At 57.1% G+C, this 19,805-nt stretch carries 25 protein-coding genes and 1 pseudogene; 25 read left to right on the top strand and 1 reads right to left on the bottom strand.

Annotated features, from left to right (window positions below; all coding sequences use genetic code 11):
• Positions 1-106 precede the first annotated feature (106 nt).
• On the top strand, positions 107-1,039 hold the full coding sequence (locus tag ACW5XD_RS13655) for a YagK/YfjJ domain-containing protein (RefSeq protein WP_456495358.1): 933 nt from the start codon (positions 107-109) through the stop codon (positions 1,037-1,039).
• 198 nt (positions 1,040-1,237) lie between these two features.
• On the opposite strand, the pseudogene ACW5XD_RS13660 reads toward ACW5XD_RS13655, so the two are convergent.
• Positions 1,238-1,582 (bottom strand): annotated as a pseudogene (locus ACW5XD_RS13660) (helix-turn-helix domain-containing protein).
• Between the two features lie 281 nt (positions 1,583-1,863).
• Between ACW5XD_RS13660 and ACW5XD_RS13665 the strand changes: the two are divergent.
• The 24 genes from ACW5XD_RS13665 (at position 1,864) to ACW5XD_RS13780 (ending at position 19,788) form a co-directional block, all read left to right on the top strand.
• Positions 1,864-2,217 carry a hypothetical protein gene (locus tag ACW5XD_RS13665; RefSeq protein WP_373970003.1) on the top strand — a complete coding sequence of 118 codons (354 nt, stop codon included), beginning with the start codon at positions 1,864-1,866 and terminating at the stop codon, positions 2,215-2,217.
• 11 nt (positions 2,218-2,228) lie between these two features.
• Positions 2,229-2,381: a hypothetical protein gene (locus ACW5XD_RS13670; RefSeq protein WP_021137985.1), complete on the top strand. Its 153-nt coding sequence runs from the start codon at positions 2,229-2,231 to the stop codon at positions 2,379-2,381.
• Between the two features lie 11 nt (positions 2,382-2,392).
• Positions 2,393-3,067, top strand: a complete 675-nt coding sequence (locus ACW5XD_RS13675) for a hypothetical protein (RefSeq protein WP_456495359.1) — start codon at positions 2,393-2,395, stop codon at positions 3,065-3,067.
• Between the two features lie 85 nt (positions 3,068-3,152).
• Entirely contained in the window at positions 3,153-3,716 is a 564-nt protein-coding gene (locus ACW5XD_RS13680) for a lecithin retinol acyltransferase family protein (protein WP_456495360.1), read from the top strand.
• 35 nt (positions 3,717-3,751) lie between these two features.
• Positions 3,752-4,177, top strand: a complete 426-nt coding sequence (locus ACW5XD_RS13685) for a DUF2787 family protein (RefSeq protein ID WP_456495418.1) — start codon at positions 3,752-3,754, stop codon at positions 4,175-4,177.
• A 10-nt stretch (positions 4,178-4,187) separates the two neighbouring features.
• A complete protein-coding gene (locus ACW5XD_RS13690; RefSeq protein WP_456495361.1) occupies positions 4,188-4,616 on the top strand; it encodes a hypothetical protein in 429 nt (142 codons plus the stop codon).
• Positions 4,591-4,785 carry a hypothetical protein gene (locus ACW5XD_RS13695; RefSeq protein WP_456495362.1) on the top strand — a complete coding sequence of 65 codons (195 nt, stop codon included), beginning with the start codon at positions 4,591-4,593 and terminating at the stop codon, positions 4,783-4,785. The genes ACW5XD_RS13690 and ACW5XD_RS13695 overlap by 26 nt, the downstream gene beginning before the upstream one ends.
• 176 nt (positions 4,786-4,961) lie before the next feature.
• Positions 4,962-5,459: a RadC family protein gene (radC, locus tag ACW5XD_RS13700; RefSeq protein ID WP_456495363.1), complete on the top strand. Its 498-nt coding sequence runs from the start codon at positions 4,962-4,964 to the stop codon at positions 5,457-5,459.
• Positions 5,456-5,647: a hypothetical protein gene (locus tag ACW5XD_RS13705; protein ID WP_456495364.1), complete on the top strand. Its 192-nt coding sequence runs from the start codon at positions 5,456-5,458 to the stop codon at positions 5,645-5,647. The genes radC and ACW5XD_RS13705 overlap by 4 nt, the downstream gene beginning before the upstream one ends.
• A gap of 24 nt (positions 5,648-5,671) precedes the next feature.
• Positions 5,672-6,010 carry a hypothetical protein gene (locus ACW5XD_RS13710; protein ID WP_456495365.1) on the top strand — a complete coding sequence of 113 codons (339 nt, stop codon included), beginning with the start codon at positions 5,672-5,674 and terminating at the stop codon, positions 6,008-6,010.
• Between the two features lie 116 nt (positions 6,011-6,126).
• The gene (locus ACW5XD_RS13715; RefSeq protein WP_456495366.1) at positions 6,127-6,633 is read left to right on the top strand and encodes a hypothetical protein; all 507 of its coding nucleotides are present in this window, start codon (positions 6,127-6,129) and stop codon (positions 6,631-6,633) included.
• On the top strand, positions 6,633-6,848 hold the full coding sequence (locus ACW5XD_RS13720) for a hypothetical protein (protein ID WP_456495367.1): 216 nt from the start codon (positions 6,633-6,635) through the stop codon (positions 6,846-6,848). The genes ACW5XD_RS13715 and ACW5XD_RS13720 overlap by 1 nt, the downstream gene beginning before the upstream one ends.
• Positions 6,845-7,207 carry a hypothetical protein gene (locus tag ACW5XD_RS13725; RefSeq protein WP_456495368.1) on the top strand — a complete coding sequence of 121 codons (363 nt, stop codon included), beginning with the start codon at positions 6,845-6,847 and terminating at the stop codon, positions 7,205-7,207. Before ACW5XD_RS13720 ends, ACW5XD_RS13725 begins: the two co-directional genes overlap by 4 nt.
• On the top strand, positions 7,204-7,491 hold the full coding sequence (locus tag ACW5XD_RS13730) for a hypothetical protein (protein WP_456495369.1): 288 nt from the start codon (positions 7,204-7,206) through the stop codon (positions 7,489-7,491). The genes ACW5XD_RS13725 and ACW5XD_RS13730 overlap by 4 nt, the downstream gene beginning before the upstream one ends.
• Positions 7,492-7,573: 82 nt before the next feature.
• Positions 7,574-8,116, top strand: a complete 543-nt coding sequence (locus tag ACW5XD_RS13735) for a hypothetical protein (protein WP_456495370.1) — start codon at positions 7,574-7,576, stop codon at positions 8,114-8,116.
• 1 nt (position 8,117) lies between these two features.
• Positions 8,118-8,330: a hypothetical protein gene (locus tag ACW5XD_RS13740; protein ID WP_456495371.1), complete on the top strand. Its 213-nt coding sequence runs from the start codon at positions 8,118-8,120 to the stop codon at positions 8,328-8,330.
• Positions 8,331-8,558: 228 nt separating this feature from the next.
• Positions 8,559-8,873, top strand: a complete 315-nt coding sequence (locus ACW5XD_RS13745; RefSeq protein ID WP_194758952.1) for a hypothetical protein — start codon at positions 8,559-8,561, stop codon at positions 8,871-8,873.
• A gap of 2 nt (positions 8,874-8,875) precedes the next feature.
• Positions 8,876-9,139: a type IV toxin-antitoxin system YeeU family antitoxin gene (locus tag ACW5XD_RS13750; RefSeq protein WP_323744431.1), complete on the top strand. Its 264-nt coding sequence runs from the start codon at positions 8,876-8,878 to the stop codon at positions 9,137-9,139.
• 29 nt (positions 9,140-9,168) lie between these two features.
• Entirely contained in the window at positions 9,169-9,282 is a 114-nt protein-coding gene (locus tag ACW5XD_RS13755; protein ID WP_266119462.1) for a type IV toxin-antitoxin system YeeU family antitoxin, read from the top strand.
• 436 nt (positions 9,283-9,718) lie between these two features.
• Positions 9,719-11,593, top strand: coding sequence for a class I SAM-dependent DNA methyltransferase (locus tag ACW5XD_RS13760; protein ID WP_456495372.1), 1,875 nt, complete (start codon positions 9,719-9,721; stop codon positions 11,591-11,593).
• Positions 11,583-12,914, top strand: coding sequence for a restriction endonuclease subunit S (locus tag ACW5XD_RS13765; RefSeq protein WP_456495373.1), 1,332 nt, complete (start codon positions 11,583-11,585; stop codon positions 12,912-12,914). The genes ACW5XD_RS13760 and ACW5XD_RS13765 overlap by 11 nt, the downstream gene beginning before the upstream one ends.
• Entirely contained in the window at positions 12,911-15,331 is a 2,421-nt protein-coding gene (locus tag ACW5XD_RS13770; RefSeq protein WP_194758955.1) for an AAA family ATPase, read from the top strand. Before ACW5XD_RS13765 ends, ACW5XD_RS13770 begins: the two co-directional genes overlap by 4 nt.
• Before the next feature lie 110 nt (positions 15,332-15,441).
• Complete coding sequence (locus tag ACW5XD_RS13775; protein WP_228519975.1) at positions 15,442-16,656, top strand: McrC family protein; 1,215 nt, start codon at positions 15,442-15,444, stop codon at positions 16,654-16,656.
• Between the two features lie 33 nt (positions 16,657-16,689).
• The gene (locus ACW5XD_RS13780) at positions 16,690-19,788 is read left to right on the top strand and encodes a type I restriction endonuclease subunit R (RefSeq protein ID WP_194758957.1); all 3,099 of its coding nucleotides are present in this window, start codon (positions 16,690-16,692) and stop codon (positions 19,786-19,788) included.
• The last annotated feature ends 17 nt before the right edge of the window (positions 19,789-19,805 follow it).

Genomic DNA, 19,805 nt, shown 5'->3' on the forward strand with positions numbered 1-19,805 from the left:
TGATTTGCATCACTCATTATCCATTTAAAACACATGCCACTATTACCATCATCCTACATAGCCAGGTCTCCCAATAGACCTGGATAGTGACTATAGAGAAACACATATGCTTATCGATACACTAACCTTCATCGACACCCTGAATAAGTCCACTGTGCCATACATTCTTATTAAGCGAGATGGCACCTACAATAAATTAGCTAGAAAGTTTCAGCGCATCATGAACACCGTGACGGATCACTATTACGAATACAGGCAGCCTATATCTGCACACCCTTCAGTTGAGTTACTCTTGGAGCATCTCTATCCTTTTCGGAAATTAAATCTATTTGACCGAAATTTATCCCTGTCGGATATGCTCGCGTTAGCAGAGGAGATGGATGACGTTCTACGTGAGTTTATGATCAAACTGCACTCACCCCAGCACAATAAGCGCCTGTGTAATCTCAGGCGCGATGTGGCGCGTAATACGCAAACATATCGTCACTACATAAACGACTTGTTTGATATGCATGCCAAGTTGCTCGTTGTGAGAGTAGATATTCACTACGCTCAATCTATCAGTGCAGAGATATCATTAGAGGAGGCCATCTCTGATAGAGAGACTTACTTACGCCACGTAAAGCGAGAGTTTCCGCATCTGATTGGATTCATCTGGCGGATGGAGTACGGCAAAGGCCGAGGCTATCACCATCATCTGATGTTTATCTTCAATGGCGCCAAGCTTCGCAATGATATTCATCTTGGAAGGCAGCTCGGTGAGCTGTGGAAATCGCTCAGCCGTGAGCCCCGAACCTATTTCAACTGTAATGCTCGCAGAAATGAATACAAGCAATGGGAGACGGATGGGATAGGGATGGTGACCTATGACGATACACGCAAGCGGCAGTGTCTGCAGGACTATGCGCTGAGCTACTTGCTCAAGCATGACCCGCTGCTACTGGCGATGATGCAGGAGCGCCGTAATGGCATCGGCAGGATGCAGCTACCGACACAGCGTGGGCGCGGTGGTAGGCCAAGGATCCACCGTACCGAGTAATCGTCGGGGCCGTCCACGCATCCGCCGTTTAGGGTTGCCGGTGCTGATCTAGTTCGATTGAAAAAGATCTCAGATAGATATTATCAGGGGAGAGTAAACAGATATCGCGGTTAAGCTGCTTGGGAGCGTCATTGCGGCCTCCCAAGTTATCGGTCCTGGTATCGGCATCAGTTTGTCATCGATGCGCACTGTGAGCCATTAAGGCGCCAGTCGCGCCACCAGCTTATCAACTACCTCCAGCACCAGTGCTCTGTCAGCAGCCTTGAGCTTGGCCAACTGCTGGCTGAGCACAATGCCTTGTTCGGTAGGGCGGTTGCTGGTTTCACGCAGGAAGTCTGCCAGCTCACAGCCAAACAGCTGGGCGAGCTATGCCAATCGCACCACCGTCGGTACCACTTTTCCCCGCTCCATCCGGGAGACCGCTTCCATCCCGATATCCAGATGTTCTGCGACTTGCTCCTGGGTCAGCCCCGCTTGCTGGCGTTGGCGTCCAATCGCTTTACCTACGCTCTTGGCCAGTTCTTCAAAGTTGACGTCTGTCATAAGTCCTCCAGTCAGCACGTATGCTTGACCATGGACTCGTTGACATTAAGGGCGGTTTGAGTTGAGACTGGGCGCCATAGGTTGAGTTTGTTTGAATATATAGATTGAAATTGGAAAGGAGAGTCTTCTACACGGCATAAATTCCAACCCACTTTCTTCAGTGGCGCTTGGCTAACTGCCAACGCACTCGCTGACATTACCTGTATGACCCCGCTTACCCGAGAGGCCTGCCTCATCGGTCAGGCACCCTTTTGTCCTTTTCATGTTACAGGAGACCACACATGAAACGCTACCTTATCGCTGCTGCAGTGCTTGCTGCCTCAGCGGTTATCTATACCAGTGCCTCTGACGGCGCCAAGGCGTCACCGCCAGAATTCAAGCTCGACCTGTTCTACAACTCACTGGGCCGTCCCCAGTTACAGGTAACGTCCCTCAATGATGCAGTCACCATCAAGAAGATCCTCATCAACCGAGGAAAGTGTGTGGCAGTCGGCCCCTACGGAGTAGACCGCACGTTCCCGGTATCACTCAAGTACAGCCAGCGTACCCAGTTCTCCCTTATTCCGGGCACCTGCAACTTGCTCGAAGCCACCGTGTTCACCGACCAGGGTGAAGCGGCTTACACATTCCAATAGGAGATTCATCCATGCCATTAATTCTGCTGTGGGTAGGGCTGGCGTTACTGCTGGGCTTTGTTGCCGCCGGTAACGGACGCTCTTTTTGGGGGTGGTTCATTCTCGGGTTAATTATCGACCCTATTCTGGCTGGACTACTGTACTGGCTTATTTGCAAAGACTGATGGAGATAAACATGACGACACTGTTCACCCGGACACTACGAGTGGCCACGCTGGGGCTTCTGCTCAGCTGTTCGATGGTAACCTTCGCTACAGATGGAGCACTGGAGATTGAGACAAAAGTCCCTGCTAGCTTAAGCGGGAAGCTGAGCTACGCCAGCATGAAGTACTGGGTCGAGGTACCTGGGCAAGGGAATGTTGAGATATGGACCGATGATGAGGCTTACGCCGCCTTGATTGACCTGGTGGGAACACAAGTCTCGCTTGAGGGGGCCATGGTGACCTTCACCGATGGCAGTGTCTATTTTCAGCCCAAGCTGGCGAAAGCATCAGCCGGATTTACGGTGCGAAAAAATGACGAGGTGAACTTCGATGTGTTGCTCAATGGTGAGCGACTGACTCATCACGACAGTTATGCCGGTGTCGATGTGGCCCACCAGTTTGCGATACAGGGTGGTCAGGTTGCGCTGGTTGAACTGTTCAGCGGGGGAGTGGGGTGCCCCGTGCTCTACCAGTTGGTTGTGGCCAGACAAGATTCACCCACCATGATATCGACCGAGTTTGGGACCTGTAGCGACCTGGGCAAGCTGAGCCCCGAACCCAACGGCTTTACCCTCAATCTACCCGGCAACCCCAGCGAGCGCTGGGTATGGGATGCAAGTAGCCTGACGCTACGGAAGCAATCCTGACCACCAGCCACCACACACTCACCACCATCAGGGCACCTTCGGGTGCCCTGTGTGTTTATGCCGCATCTCGTTTAAGGAACTGTCCATGCCATTACCACAACCGGGGGACCACCTCGTTTCCCCCCGTACCGGTTACCAGCACCACGGCCTCTACCTGGGTGACCACCAGGTCATTCACTACCTGGGCTTCAGTGCCGGTGAACTGTCCGGCCAGATAACCATCACCTCCCTGGCTGAGTTTTGCCAAGAGCGCGATTACTACATCCAGCACCATGAGACTCGCGCCTACAACCGGGAGGAAAGCATGGACCGGGCTTACTCCCGCCTTGGGGAGGCGCACTACAGCACCCTCTTTAACAACTGCGAACACTTCGTGCTCTGGTGCATTGAGGGCTTTCACTACAGCAAGCAGATTAACCAGCTCATCGCCACTGGCTATATCGCCCATCAGGCTCTGCGCACCATGGCGAGGCAACCAGTTACCTCAGCACTCTCAGGAGCGGCCACCAGCAGTGCATTGAGCATATCGAGCAGCACTGTAGCGACCGCAGTCGCCGGTTCACTGCTCAGCACGACCGCAGCTCCCATCACACTCTCCCTCGTCGCCACTTATGGTCTTTACCGCGCCTGGCGCTGGTTCAGAGATTGACGGTTCTCACATTCGATACGAAAGGACACACCATGATGACCATGCCATTTCACCTGGCAGGGATGGCCCTGCCGATTTCACCTGAACTACCTGACTTGCTGCGCAACGTCGTGCGGGAACAACCGCTCGACCTCACCAATCTCTCGACCCTGACCTTCAACTTTCGCAGCCCCGGCTACAGTGCCGAAAAGGGTGGTGTCCATCCGGTAGAGCTGCGGCTTATTCGGGGATTACACGGCTGGGTCTTCGATTACATCACCGACTTCAGTTACCAAGGGCTGGGCCAGGATGCTGAGCTCTGCAAGGAACTCGACTTTAACCTCTCCTGCGACGAGCACTATCTGCAGGGCTGGGGACCACTGCCCGGCGTGGAAGCGCGGGAACTGTTTACCCTGTGGCAGAGCAATTTCATCACCTATGGCCAGCTGGGGTATTTCACCGTCACAGTCAGTGGGGAGTAGGAGGTGTGTGATGACTAACGAACTACCGCTCTCCCACTACTCACGCCAGTGGTTGGGGTTGGTAGCCGCCAAAGCCAAGCTGCAGCCAACTCGCCGGGGTGAGCGCTGGTTGCTGCACCTGACCCCTGGTAGCCCGAACGCCCGCACCGTCACGCTGCATCTGCGCTGGTCTGGCGTGCAGTGGCAACTGCTCTCCCTCACCAATGCCGAGGATTGGCACACCATGAGCCAGCCCGTGGATGAAATCTGCGTGGACCCCAAGCGTCGGTGTTTCTGGCGCTGCCAAGCAGGACCGGTTTCTCTCACCGAGCAACCACGTGTGTTGGCAAGTTTCCTGGCTGACCTGCAGCGCACCTGCACTAATCGCGGCTATACCGTGGAGAGTGACCCCTTACCCCAAGAGGAGGCACACGATGCCCAAACAACCGATAGTCGTTGAACTTGAAGCCATCAATCGGGAGGGTGAGACGCAGGTGGTGCGTGACAGTGGCCTGACGGTACAGGGCTACAGCGTTTACCTGCGCAGCGGCCTTGCCCTGGCCACTTGGGTCGCTGACTACGACACCATAGGGCCAGCCTACCAACTGACAGAATGGCTGAATGGCTGAGTATGGCACTCACTATCCCGCTCACTGTGCTGGTCTCCGGACCACTGATACCGGTACAGAGTGGCCCCGCAGCCACGGGCAACTGAACTACCCTCAAAGTGAACCAACAACCTCTCTACCTTTGACCCCGACATGCTTCCTGCGTGCCGGGGTTTTGTTTATTTGGAGAACCCCACATGCGTTACCACAAACTCAAAGCCGGGGAATGCCCCGGCACTTATGTCGTCACCGAACCGGTGACCGAGCAAGACCTGCTGCGCATCGCCAACCAGATTGCCCGCAAGCGTCTGGCCAAAGGCACCGCCATTACCAGCACCACGGACGCCGCTCTGCGGCTGCAAACTTTGCTGCAAGACCGGGAACACGAAGTGTTTGGGGCACTTTTCCTCGACTCCCAACATCGTGTCCTGGCCTTTGAGGAGCTGTTTCGCGGCACTCTCGATAGCGCCAGCATCTACCCACGGGAAGTGGTCAAGCGGGCCCTGATACTCAATTGCGGGGCCATCATCGCGGTCCATAATCACCCCAGCGGTGACCCGGAACCCAGCCACTCCGACAGGGTTTTTACCCAGGCCCTCAAGGAGGCATTGGCGCTGGTCGATGTCCGGTTGCTCGACCACCTGGTGGTTGGCGCTGAGGGCGTAGTCTCGCTGGCCGAGCGAGGCCTGCTATGAACATTCCCCCTGGCAAATCACACCTCACCGTCCTCGATATCCTCATCGAGTTGCGTTGCTGGCTTGCAGACAACGTCCAGATGCAGGCAGCGCCCGCTATCGTGACTCACCTGCCCAACGGTTACCAACTCACCCAGGCCGACTGTGTCGAAGCCATTGATGCGCTGCTGCATCAGCTACGCCATTAGCCAAGCCAAGAAGGGACAAACACAGTGCGATTACCTAACCCCTATTCCCTTGAGGAAGCGCTGGGCAAGCTGCGCTATGGCCTGGCAGCTACCTGCAACGAGGATGCGCTGGCGTTATTGGAGAAGGCGGTCACCCAAGCTGGTGACGATCAGATTTATGCCAAGCAGTTTGAAGAAGCTTTGCTGCTGGGCTCCACGGTCGAGATACGCGAGTGTCTCAGTTGCTTTGGAGACTACTTTGAGCGCTCCCGAGACAAACCGCCCTATTACCCGCACCACGACGCCGTCAACGGCATTGATTGTGCGCTCTACGCTACCCTGTTCGATGCCGCTCACCCAGAAGCCGAGCAGATGCACGAATAACACCAGCATCCCCAAACCCCGATCATCTGGTCCAGCACCATGATCTGGATATGCCGACACAACCCACAGGGCCACCTCACTGCAGGTGGCCTTTTTCATTTCAAGGAGTCATTCCCATGTCTGCCTTCATGATCGATCGTAAGGACTATCTGGCCTTTGCCGTGCAGTTACACCGCTTTTGCAATGCACCCATGCCGCCGCACTACACCCTTGAGTTGCTGCGCACCCTCTGGTGGATACCGCCAGCAGACACGACCAGTACCTGGACGTGGCGAGTAGACCGGATGGTACGACTGATGATGCTCGCCAACCGGCGGGCGGTCTGGCATCGCTATCAGCTGGGGCGTCAGCAGGACCACAAGGAACCACGCCAGCACCGCTCCACCAAGCTGAGTCTGCTTAAACCTGCCCACCGTTACCACCAGGCACTACTCACCGATGCCGAACTGGTAGCCCTGTACAAATTCACCTGCTGCGCCCTATACCAATCGAGCGAATGGAGCGGGAGCCCTGAACAGGCTCCCCGGCTGGTGAAGGTGATACAGCAGTTGCAACAGGCTCTCGCACAAGACGTGCTGACCCGACTGTCACTGTGGGAACAAGCCCCCTGGGGAGAGATGTGATGGCTCTCTCCATCACCCTGACAGTGACAAGCTCACCACCGAGATCAACCGCCCATATAGCCCAACGTATCGCCGATGACATGGCACATCTGCATCACCGTCTAGGGGATGGGGTCAGTGATGAACTGGGCATCAGTATCAGCTATCTGGTCGAACAGTTTGCGTTGTTGGCAGCCGCTTACCGTGCACCTGCAGAAAGGGAGAAATACCCATGATTGAGTTCAACGACAGCTTTAGCCAGGCCGCCGTGGCAGAGGCCATGTGTGCCCATCCAACACTTACCAAGCTCATCAGTCAGCAGTTGATGCAGCGGGGCTTTGCCTATGCTCACGATGTGGAGGGAAGGCGTATTGGCGGCCCACTGGTTGCACCCAACCCGGTACTGCACAAGACCATGCTCTTTGTCAGTCCACGGGATATGCGTGAACACCTGCCACGTGAGATTAACTTCGCCCGTTTCCGCTGCACCTGTAATGCTGCGGGTCAGCCGGTCGGCGAGTGGCAACGGGTGATAGTCGGGGCCTACATCAACCACGGCAGCAATGACGCGCCGGATTGGAGCAGCCACACATGACAACACCCACAGCATCACCAATAGCGCCAGAGAGTGCTACCGCCAGACTCAGAGCCCATATCGAGGAGTTCATTGCACTGGAGCTGACCCACAAGCTTGATGTGCAGCTGGCCAGCCTGGTGCGCTCCGGCGCACTGAACCTGGATAACTGGGACGGGGCAAATCTGGTTCTGCCCCGCACCGTGACCACCGCGCTGCTGGAGGCTGCTGCCGAGCGGGTGATTTGGCATAGCTACCGCCGCCGCTATGAGCGAGACATCAACCGCCTCAAGCAATTGCTGTAGACAATCCCCCCACTGTTGCACACCACAACCCCACGCAGCCCCTCACGCCGAGGGGCTGTTTGCATTTGAAGGAAGCCCAACCATGCACGACCTGCATGATTACAAAACCCTGTCCGCTCGGCAGATAACCACTGCCATCGGCCAGCTCAACCACAACACCGCACCGAAGATAATGACCCACCTGGCATTGCGGGCCCGACAGTCCCATCCGCTCGGTAATGGCCGCAGCAGAGCCAAGGCCCTCAAGCTGCTGCACCGGGTCAAAAAGGCCCACAACACGGGGCGTATCCCGCTCGAGCGCACAGCGACTGGTTGCCGCATCGACCGGGGTAGCCATCAGGCCGACCGTTACTACTACGACCGAATGCTGCTGGCCCAAGGCTGGCAGCAATACGACACCGAGGAAGATGCATGGTATTTCGGCATCTGGATTAACACCGAGAAGCTGGAGACCTTTACCTATGCCGAGGGGGATACCCACCATGTGATTGCGCCGAACGTTGAGGCCTTTCGCGCTGAATTGGCGCGGCTCTACCAGTACCACCCGCAAGCCCCGGCGTTTATCAGCATCGACCCAGAGGCTGGCATTGTGACCCACCATTTTGAAGCCAAACCGGAGGTGTGAAATGGCGAAAAACATCACCATCAAGGTGCCCGGCAAACATCCGCGAATCGGCGAGCTCACGACTTTCGAGCTCAAGGGGCAGCGCATGGATATCGACATCGGCGGCCAGGCCGTGCCCTTCCTTATTCACGGGAGGGGGATAGGGACGTCGCTCACCCATATCCCGAGTGGCTACCGCATCGCACTGCTCGGCGGCTGGCTCACCGCGGGTTAAGCAGTCCTTGAGAATAAGCCCAGCAGAACGGCCTGCGCCCAAATAGCCATAGACCGGCTGGTAGCCCAGTACGGCTCGCGGCACCTGCTGGACCGACTCAACTGCAAGTCGGTTATCAATTAGACGGCTGACTGCGCTCGTTGACGCCCGACTGTCTCGCTCATCAACAAACAACATAAAGGGCCAGCCCTATCAGGCTGGCCCTTTGCATCATTGGAGTCACCGAGCATGACCCGTCTTATCACCGGGCTCGAGGTGCATCACTATGCCCCCGAGCTTAACACGTTGCATCTGCGCAACCGGCAAACGTTACCAGCCCCCGGTATCACCACCATCAAAGAGGCCAAAGCCCGCCTGTTTAGGCGTTGGCAGCCGGGGCATCAGGTGACCATCACAGTGAGCCACCCCGACTACGTCAACTTCTCCCGGCTCTACCGGGGGCGACTGGCAAACCTGACAGACCTCCCAGAGCACCTGGCCAGACTACGCCAGCGCCACAACGTGCCCGGCACCATCATCGACATTCAAATGAGGTATCGCTAATCATGACCACAATCCACCCCACATGCTCTGCCACACACCATCCAGATCACCAGGCTCTCACACCGCTCCCCAGCATTTGCTGGGGTCTGCCGCGTGATATCTCTCCACGTTTTGGCGCTCGTCTGATACAGAGCCGCTACCGGCTCGATTTTCTATCCGATCGGGCCAGTCTGATAGGTGAATGGAGTGCGGTGCAGATAGACAAGCTCGACCTGGCTTTCCCTGAGATCATCAAGGCACTGGAAGCCAAGCTGCTGACCGGCTAACTGGATGCCAGCTCCAGCACTGCATCACTATTCAGCACGGCGGCTTTACCTGCGAAGCCGATACCCTTGGCAGCTACGGCTATGTCTACTTAGCCATTTACCCAGCGACCAACATGGGCGTCAATCCTGAGCGCAAGGCGTGACCACCAATCCGCTTGTGGTTACATTTTGGCACCTACTCATCCGTGATTATTGGGATAGGTCGTGGGGAAGGCCAATTCATGGCCTTCCCTTTGTTTTTTGTCCGCCAACTTGAGGCGTTGACCATTTCATCTCTGCAATAACAACGATGCTCAGTGATCGCCATTACGCGTTACATTACGCATAGTGCTGCGGGGTTCATTTGTATAAACTGCCCGCCAGATAATTGATAGACGACTGACGGGCCGGACTTTTTCTCGCCGATGCATCACCTTGGCTGCATCGCCTTCTGTTGACCCACCACCCTAGATTGGTCCCTGCTGCGCCCGCAAGGCTCGGCATGCGCCGTTCCGTCAGTCTGACAACTTGGCCCGCATCCTCACCTTGGCTTTCGCGCAGGTGAGCTGTGAAGGCAACACGCATTAACCGGAGAACCCCATGACCGACCCCAACGAGCTCAGCCAGGCGCTGCTGGCCGCCGTTCCTGAAGATGGCAGCAGCATCGGCAACCAAGCCTTGATGGAGACCCTTAAAGCCCAATTCAGCGACCTGACCGATGAGGCATTTACCGCCGCACGCGAGGGCCTGCTGGAACAGGGCGTATTGCGCAAGGGGCGCGGTCGGGGCGGCGCTGTGCTCCGGGTGTTGGAAGGTGAGGCCGCCGTGGCAGCACCACGCAAAGCGAAGGCCGGTGGCAAGGGCAAGCCAGCCAAGGATGCGCCGCAAGCTACCGGCATCGAGGGGCTGAAGAAGACCCTGTGGGCTGCCGCAGACAAGCTGCGTGCCGACATGGACGCCGCCGAGTACAAGCACATCGTGCTGGGCCTTATCTTCCTCAAGTACATCTCCGACTCCTTCGCCGCCCGTCGCGCTGAGCTGACCCGCCGCTTTGCCGATGAGAGCGACGAGTACTTTCTCTACGATTGTGACGATGAGCTGCTGGCCGAGGAGCTGGAAGACCGCGATTACTACCGTGAGGTGAATGCCTTCTGGGTACCGGAAGGAGCCCGTTGGGAGGGGCTGCGGGCCCATGCCAAGCAGGCCGATATCGGCAAGCGCATTGACGATGCGCTGACCCTGATCGAACAGGAGAACCCGCGCCTCAAGGGCATCCTCGACAAACGCTACGCCCGTGCCCAGTTGCCCGATGGCAAGCTCGGCGAACTGGTGGATCTGGTCTCCAAGATTGGCTTTGGCAGTGATGTCAGTGAAGCGCGCGACATCCTGGGGCAGGTCTACGAGTACTTCCTTGGCGAGTTTGCCAGTGCCGAGGGCAAGAAGGGGGGCCAGTTCTATACCCCGGCCAGCATCGTCAAGACGCTGGTGGCGGTACTTGCCCCCCATCATGGTCAGGTCTACGACCCCTGCTGCGGTTCAGGCGGCATGTTCGTGCAGTCGGAGAGGTTTATCGAAGCCCATGGCGGCAAGCTGGGTGATGTCTCCATCTACGGTCAGGAGTCGAACCCGACCACTTGGCGGCTGGCGGCGATGAACCTCGCCATCCAGGGGATGGACTACAACCTCGGGCGCGAAAACGGTGATACCTTCACCCGCAATCAGCACCCTGACTTGCGTGCCGACTTCGTGTTGGCCAACCCGCCGTTCAATATCAGCGACTGGTGGCATGGCAGCCTTGAGGGGGATCCGCGCTGGGTCTATGGCACACCACCTGCTGGCAACGCCAACTATGCGTGGCTGCAGCATATGCTCTACCACCTCAAGCCAACTGGTCGCGCCGGTATCGTGCTGGCTAACGGCTCCATGAGCTCCAGCCAGAACAGTGAGGGTGATATTCGCCGTGCGATGGTGGAGGCGGACGTGGTGGAGTGCATGGTGGCCCTGCCGGGTCAGCTCTTCACCAACACCCAGATCCCGGCTTGCCTCTGGTTCCTCGCCAAGCACAAGACCCGCCGCCAGGGCGAGGTGCTGTTTATCGATGCCCGCAAGCTGGGCACAATGATCAGCAGGGTGCAGTGCGAACTGGACAAAGACGCTATCGCCAAGATTGCCGACACCTTCCATGCATGGCGCGGTAGTGCCGCTGGTAATGGTCAATCAGATGGAGAAACTGCGCAGCCCTACGAGGATGTCCCCGGCTTCTGCCGTAGCGTAACTTTGGCCGAGATTGCCGAGCTCGGCCATGTGTTGACCCCTGGCCGCTATGTGGGTGCCGAAGAGGTGGAAGAGGACGATGAGGCCTTTGCCGACAAGATGGCTCGTTTGACAAAGCAACTTGGTGAGCAGATGGCCAAGGGGGCCGAGCTGGACCAGTTGATCAAGCAGAAGCTGGGGGGGCTGGGGTATGAGTTTTGACCTTCCGGTCTTACCCGATGGCTGGACCTACGTTCCCCTTGAACAATTGGCACAGAAAAATTCCGTAACTTACGGTGTCGTGCAGCCAGGAACACACGTCGAAGAGGGCGTTCCAATTGTCCGAGTCAACAATTTCAAAGACGGATGTATTGAGCTTGCCGATGTCATGCGAATCGCACCGGACATAGAGAGCAAATACGGTCGTACGCGTTTGGAAGGCGGAGAAGTGCTGCTCACCATTGTTGGCAGTGTTGGTCAAGTCGCTGTTGTACCGAGGGGGCTTAAAGGTTTCAATGTCGCACGAGCGGTCGCTGTAATCCATTTGACGTCAGCGGTCGAGTCCGATTGGTTGGCGTTGTGCTTAAGATCTCCGTTGTCTCAGCACTTACTCACAAGTCGTGCTAACACCACAGTCCAAACCACCATCAACTTGAAAGACTTACGAGCGCTCCCTGTTCCGATACCGCCGAAGGCCGAACGTCGGAGGATTGCTGATCTACTTAGCGCCCTTAACGACCGAATCTACTTGCTGCGAGAGACTAATGCCACGTTGGAGGCGATCGCGCAGGCGTTGTTCAAGTCGTGGTTTGTTGACTTCGACCCGGTCCATGCACGCGCTCGTGGCGAGCAACCAGCAGGTCTGGCCCCCGAAGTCGCGGCCCTGTTCCCCGACAGCTTCGAAGAGTCCGTGCTTGGCAGGGTGCCGAAGGGGTGGCGGACTGGTGCATTCCGTGATGTCTGTGTCCGTATAGAAAGTGGAGGTACGCCGAGACGTTCGGTACCGGAATACTGGGGCGGCGGTGTTTCATGGCTTAGCTCGGGAGAAGTACGCAGCCCTATCGTCTTTGACACTAAAGAAACCATCACTGACTTGGGGGTGAAGGAAAGTGCTGCCAAATTGTGGCCGCAAGGAACGACCGTGGTTGCTATGTATGGTGCAACGGCAGGTGAAGTCTGTTTATTGGCAAGACCTACGACAGCCAACCAAGCATGTTGTGGTTTGATAGCGAAGCCACAGGCCCGAGCATTCATGTTCATGTGCGCTAGACGGGAACGCGCGGCACTAGCGTCCAAATCCTCCGGCTCTGCACAACAGAACTTGAACAAAGGTCTCATAGAGAACCACCCATTAGTTCTGCCGCCAATTGAACTCCTTAGTACATATGAGGAGTCAGCGGGAGCATTGCTGGACTGCTGGATCGCAAATGATCATCAGGCCCAAATACTCGCGACCTTGCGCGATACCCTGCTACCTCGTCTGATCTCCGGTCAACTGCGCTTGCCGGATGCCGAACAACAACTGAAGGATCTCGCTGTATGACGGCCGCTGTTGCAAACGCCACTGCCTTTACCAATGAACACTTCCCGCGCTTGTTGGCTCAGCTCAAGACGATGGGCGACAGAGCCCGTTTCGATAGTGAACAGAGCGATCTCTATTGCAAGTTTATCGAGCAGTTCCCGCTCGACTCGTTGCCTAACTTGACCCTTGAGGAATACTGCGTAGGCAAGGGGGATGGCAACTCGTTCTGTTGGTGGATCGAGCGTGGTCTGCAGCCCGTGCTGGCCCGCTATATGCCCGGTACGTCCCGTGGTCACCTGCTCTACTTCCAGAAAGATGGCGCTGTCTACAAGCACCAGCGCTTGGCCGAGTTGGGGGATGAAGGGGCGCTGCGCTACACCCTCAAGGTGCAGCACTGCGTAGCGGCAGCCGACCCTGATGGCGACCTGAGCTGGATTGATAACGACGAGGCACTTTACAAGCAGGCCGGGGTCGAGCCGCGTGTCACCATGGGGCACGGCCGCAAGCTGCGGCTGGTGACTTGCTATCACCCCAAGCGGATGCTGCCCATCTCATCCTCTGCTCATCTCGGACATTTTTTGAATGTGCTGGGATGGCCATCAGCCGACATCCCCCCAGAAAACCAGCCCATGGGGCGTATGCAGCGTCTGGTTCGTTACTACGATTTGGCTCGTGAGTCGTTGCCAGACTTGACCCCCTTCGGCTTTGCTTCCGGCTTGTATCAAGAGGCACTGGGGTTGGCACCACAAAAAACTGAATGGAATCAGACCGAAGCTAATGATGAGGATGACACCATGACCGAATCAAACGACAACCCGGTGATGCCCAAGACCAGCGCGCCGTTGAACCAGATCCTCTTCGGCCCGCCCGGTACTGGCAAAACCTACAATACCATCAACAAGGCGCTAGCCATTCTCGACCCTGATTGCCTGGAGCAACAGCGTGATGATGAAAGCCCAGAGGCCCGCAATGCGCTGAAGGCGCGCTTTGATGAGCTGGTAAAGGAGGGGCGTATCGACTTTGTGACCTTCCACCAGAGCTTCAGTTATGAAGACTTTGTGGAAGGGATCCGTGCCGAGAGTGATGGAGACAGTGGTCAACTGACTTATGACGTGGTTGATGGTGTCTTCAAGCGCATGTGTGACGCGGTGGCCACCAAAGTCACGCGCAGCGACAGCCATGAGGCGATGACGCTGGAGGGGCGCCGGGTCTGGAAGATGTCACTTGGAAATACCAAGGGGGATGATGCTCATATCTTTGATGACTGTATTGAAGAGGGGGTGATCCGTCTGGGGTATGGAGGCGCGCATGATTACAGCAAGTGTAAGAGCCGTGAAGAGGTGCAGGCATTGCTGGAGCAATCAACTGGCAAGATAGATAACGCGTATGACTACACCGTTACCAGCGTGATGACGCTGGTCAACCGGATGAAGGTTGGCGACCTAGTTGTTGTTACTGATGGTAATTTCAAGTTCCGGGCTATTGGTGAGATTAAAGGGGATTACCGACGCGAACTTCATCCCGATTATGATGATGGTTATGCTCAGGTTCGTCCGGTCAAGTGGCTGTGCCAGTTCAGTCCCTCGCTCCCATGTAGTGAACTGATCAACGGTCGCTTCAGCCAGATGACGCTCTATGAATTGAAGGCTCCGACCTTGATCCCGGAGAAGCTGCTTGCTCTGGTCAATGCCACAGCATCACAAGCTGGGTCGCAGAGTGAAGCTGGCGCCACGCCATCAAACAAACGCGTACTGATCATCGACGAGATCAATCGGGGTAACGTTTCGCGCATCTTCGGTGAGCTGATCACCCTGATAGAGCCAAGCAAGCGAGCTGGGGCAAGCGAGGCGCTGACCACTACTCTGCCTTACTCCAAGCGCCCCTTTAGCGTACCGGACAACCTCTACCTTATCGGCACCATGAACACTGCTGACCGCTCCTTGGCCGGACTCGATATCGCGCTGCGTCGCCGCTTTGTGTTTGAAGAGATGGCCCCCGCTCCTGAGAAACTTAAAGGGGTTGTGGTCGAGCACAATGGCATCAAAGTTGATGTTCGCGAACTACTAACAGTGCTCAATCAGCGAATCGAAGTTCTGCTGGACCGCGACCATTGTCTCGGTCATGCCTACTTTATGCCGCTCAAAACTGCTGTAAAGCCGACCATGGCGCAGTTGGGATACATCTTCCAGCATCAGATCCTGCCGCTGTTGCAAGAGTACTTCTTTGAGGACTGGCAGCGCATTGCCTGGGTGCTCAATGACCATCGCAAGAGCAGCGCTGAGGCGATGTTCCTCAAGCCTCCCCAACTCGATATCAAGACCCTGCTTGGTGATATAGCGGTTGGGGGGCAGCGCCAACGTTGGTGCATCAATGAGAAGGCGTTTACGCGTATTGAGGCCTATGCCTTGACCATCGAGGGTGACAAGGGGGCGCAGTGAAGGCTCCCATCACGGTTCGTGAGTTTGGTCGGCTAACTGTTAGAGATAATGCGGTTAATACGCTGATGCTTGCCCAGATTATCCCAACTGATTTCGATTGGCTGTGCCAGTTGAGTCAGCGTTATAAGGTCACCCATGCTCCTGCCTTGACACAGGTGGAAGATAGCCGGACCTTGCAACTGGACAACTACGTGGGGGTGATAGAGACCCCCACCGGGCAGGTGATTGAGATCCTGCCCAAGACTGCCAATGAGGATGACCCACCTGAGCATGGCCGTGAGTTGATCCGCCGGATGCTGGAGCGAGCCTTGGATCTGCCCCCCCGTGAAACGGCGGAGGCGTCGCTGGATCGCTTTGATATGCCGCTCAACGAGTGGGTTATCGCGCGCTTTCTGGCCGAGCTCGATCAGCTGGTCAAACGCGGCGTGCGCAGTGACTATCAGCGCCTTGAGGCGACCGAGCCGTTCTTGCGTGGTCAACTGGATGTCGCCCGGCAGATGCGCCAGCCACCGGGCCGGGGTCACCACTTTGCGTTACGTTACGACCTCTTCTTGCCCGACCGGGCCGAGAACCGGCTGCTCAAGCGGGCGCTGGAGACCGTCGCCAATGCGACTCAGCACCCGGACAACTGGCGGTTGGCACAGGAGCTGCGCCACTTGCTGGTGGATGTGCCTGCCAGCTGCGATGTGGAAGGGGACTTCAGACTGTGGCGACATGACCGCTTGATGGCTCACTATCAAGGGGTTCGGCCGTGGTGTGAGCTTATCCTCTATCGTGCCATGCCGAGTGCCCTGAATGGTGAGTGGCGCGGCATCAGCCTGCTGTTCCCCATGGAGAAGCTGTTCGAGCGCTATGTAGAGTCGTGTTTGCGTGAACAGCTGTTGCCCGATGCCAACCTCAAGGCCCAGGTGGCCAGTCAGTACCTTTGCACCCAGCAAGGCAAGCAGATGTTCCGGTTACAGCCGGACCTCTTGTTGCAGCACGGCAGCAAGCGTTGGGTGATGGATGTGAAGTGGAAGCAGCTCGATAGCAACGACCATGACGGCAAGTACGGCATCAGCCAAGGTGACCTATACCAGCTGTTCGCTTATGGTCACAAGTACCTGACCGAGCAAGATGATGGTCATCTGGTATTGATTTATCCATCATGGAGCCAGCTCAAAGTTCCACTCGAACCTTTTTGTTATGATGCCCGCCTGACGTTATGGGTCTTGCCGTTTGACTTGGCTGCCAGTTCGTCCCACCGGTTGATATTGCCATGCCAGCCGGGGGCGGATTCTGCGTGCGAACTGCGTTTGCCACTGAGGCCCACCGAGCCCGCCTGACGGGCGTTTCTCCCTGTTGATGAGTGATGGTGCATGACCGAAGATCAGTTGGAACAAGAGGTGCTGGGGTGGTTGGCCGAGGTGGGCTATCGCGTGGTGTGTGGCTACGATGTGGCCCCCGATTCTGATAACCCGTGGCGTGCGAACTTCAATCAGGTGCTGTTGCTCGACCAGTTGAGAGGCGCGATAGCACGCCTCAATCCGTCTGTGCCGATGGTAGCGCGTGAAGACGCGCTGGCGCAGGTGGTCAATCTCGATACTCCGGCGCAACTGTCGGCCAACAGGGCGTTTCACCGCCTGCTGGTGAATGGGGTGCCAGTCCAATACCAGCGGGATGGCGAGACGGTGGGGGACTTTGTCCGCCTCGTTGACTTCGAGGACCCTACCGCCAACGAGTGGCTGGCCATCAATCAGTTCACCATCAAGGGGCCCAAGCACACCCGACGGCCAGACATTATCCTCTTCGTCAACGGGTTGCCGCTGGTGGTGCTGGAGCTCAAGAACCCGGCCGATGTGCATGCCGACATCTGGAAGGCATTCGACCAACTGCAAACCTACAAGGAGCAGATCCCCGACCTGTTCCAGTACAACGAGATCATGATTGCCTCCGATGGCAGCGAGGCGCGGATGGGGTCGCTCTCTGCGGATGCCGAACGCTTTATGCAATGGCGCACTGTGGATGGGGTCAACCTCGACCCCTACGGCGAGTTTGGCGAGCTGGAGACCATGGTGCGCGGCATTTTGACCCCGGCCATGTTGCTCGATTACCTGCGCTTCTTCGTGCTGTTTGAAGACGATGGCAGGTTGGTCAAGAAGATCGCCGGTTACCATCAGTTCCATGCAGTCAGGGCGGCCATTGAGCAGGTGGTGCTCGCATCGCGTCCAGACGGCAGCCACAAGGGCGGGGTGGTGTGGCATACCCAGGGCAGTGGCAAGAGCATCACCATGACCTGCTTTGCGGCGCGGGTGATGCGAGACGCCGCGATGGAGAACCCGACCATTGTCGTCATCACTGACCGAAATGACCTTGATGGCCAGCTGTTCGGGGTCTTCTCACTCTCGCAAGATCTGCTGCGCGAGCAGCCGGTGCAAGTGAGTACGCGAGGTGACTTGCGTGACAAGCTTGGCAACAGGCCTTCCGGTGGCATCGTGTTCACGACCATCCAGAAGTTCATGCCCGGCGAGGATGAGGACACGTTCCCAGTGCTCAGCGACCGCGCCAACATCGTGGTCATCGCGGATGAAGCACATCGTACCCAGTACGGCTTCAGCGCCTCGCTCAAAGCGCCAGGTAAGATCGCAGAAGGGTCTGCGCGCTATCAGGTCGGGTATGCCCAGCACTTGCGCGACGCGCTGCCCAACGCGACGTTCGTGGCCTTTACCGGTACGCCCGTATCGGCGGAAGACCGCGATACCCGCGCCGTCTTTGGCGACTACATCCACGTCTACGATATGCAGCAGGCCAAGGATGATGGTGCTACGGTTGCCATCTACTACGAGTCACGCCTGGCCAAGTTATCGCTTAATAACGAAGAGCTTCCTCACATCGACGACGAAGTGGATGAGCTGGCCGAGGATGAGGAAGAGAGTGAGCAGGCCAAGCTTAAGTCACGGTGGGCCGCCTTGGAGAAGGTGGTTGGCAGCAAGCCGAGAATAGAGCGGGTTGCCGCCGATCTGGTGGCCCACTTCGAAGAGCGCAATCAGGCGCAACATGGCAAGGCCATGGTGGTCGCCATGAGCCGCGAGATCTGTGTGCACTTGTATGATGCCATCGTTGCTCTTCGCCCCGACTGGCATGACCCGGACCCCGACAAGGGGGCCATCAAGATCGTGATGACCGGCAGCGCTTCTGACAAGGCATTACTGCGGCCCCACATCCATGCTACCCAAGTGAAGAAACGGTTGGAGAAGCGGTTCAAAGACCCGAGTGACCCGCTCAAGTTGGTCATCGTGCGAGACATGTGGCTTACCGGCTTCGACGCGCCCTGCGTACATACCCTTTATGTGGACAAGCCGATGAAGGGCCACAACCTGATGCAGGCCATTGCGCGGGTAAACCGGGTGTTCAAGGACAAACAAGGTGGGTTGGTGGTCGATTACATCGGTATTGCCAACGAGCTCAAGAGCGCCATCAAGGAGTACACCGCCAGCCGTGGCCGTGGCCGTCCTACGGTCGATGCCCATGAGGCCTACGCGGTATTGGAGGAGAAGCTGGATGTACTGCGCTCTATGTTGCATGGCTTCGATTACAGCGACTACCTCACGGGTGGGCACAAGCTGCTGGCCGGGGCCGCCAACTTCATCCTTGGTCTTGAAGATGGCAAGAAGCGCTTTGCCGACAACGCGCTGGCGATGAGCAAGGCATTCACCCTCTGCTGCACCCTTGATGAGGCCAAGGCAGTGCGGGAGGAGGTGGCCTTCTTGCAAGCGGTCAAGGTGATGCTGACCAAAAAAGAGGTCACCCAGAAGAAGAAAACGGACGAAGAGCGCGACTTGGCCATTCGCCAGATCATCGGCAATGCCGTGGTATCGGGCGATGTGGTCGATGTGTTTGAAGCGGTCGGCCTCGACAAGCCCAACATCGGTCTGCTAGATGATGAGTTTCTGGCTGAGGTACGCAACTTGCCGGAGCGCAATCTCGCCGTGGAGCTGCTTGAGCGGTTGCTGGAGGGGGAGATCAAGGCGAAGTTCGCGACCAACCTCTCCCAGGAAAAGAAGTTCTCGGAGATGCTGACCAAGGTCATCCAGCGCTATCAGAACCGCTCCATCGAGACTGCGCAGGTCATCGAGGAACTGATCGACATGGCCAAGAAGTTTGCCGCTGTGAGCAAGCGGGGGCAGGCCTTGGGCCTCAACGATGACGAACTCGCCTTCTATGATGCCCTTGCCAACAATGAGGCATCGGTACGTGAACTGGGGGACGAGATACTGGCCAAGATAGCCCATGAACTGACCGCCAGCCTGCGCCGTAGCGTGACCGTTGACTGGAGTAGCCGAGAGAGCGTCAGGGCCCGGTTACGTCTGTTGGTCAAACGCATCCTGCGCAAGTACAAGTATCCGCCAGACCAACAGGAAGAGGCTGCCCAGCTGGTGCTGGCGCAGGCTGAGAGCTTGTGTGAGGTGTGGTGTTGAGTGGGGGAGGCGCGAGC

The organism is Aeromonas enterica (genome assembly GCF_054052465.1).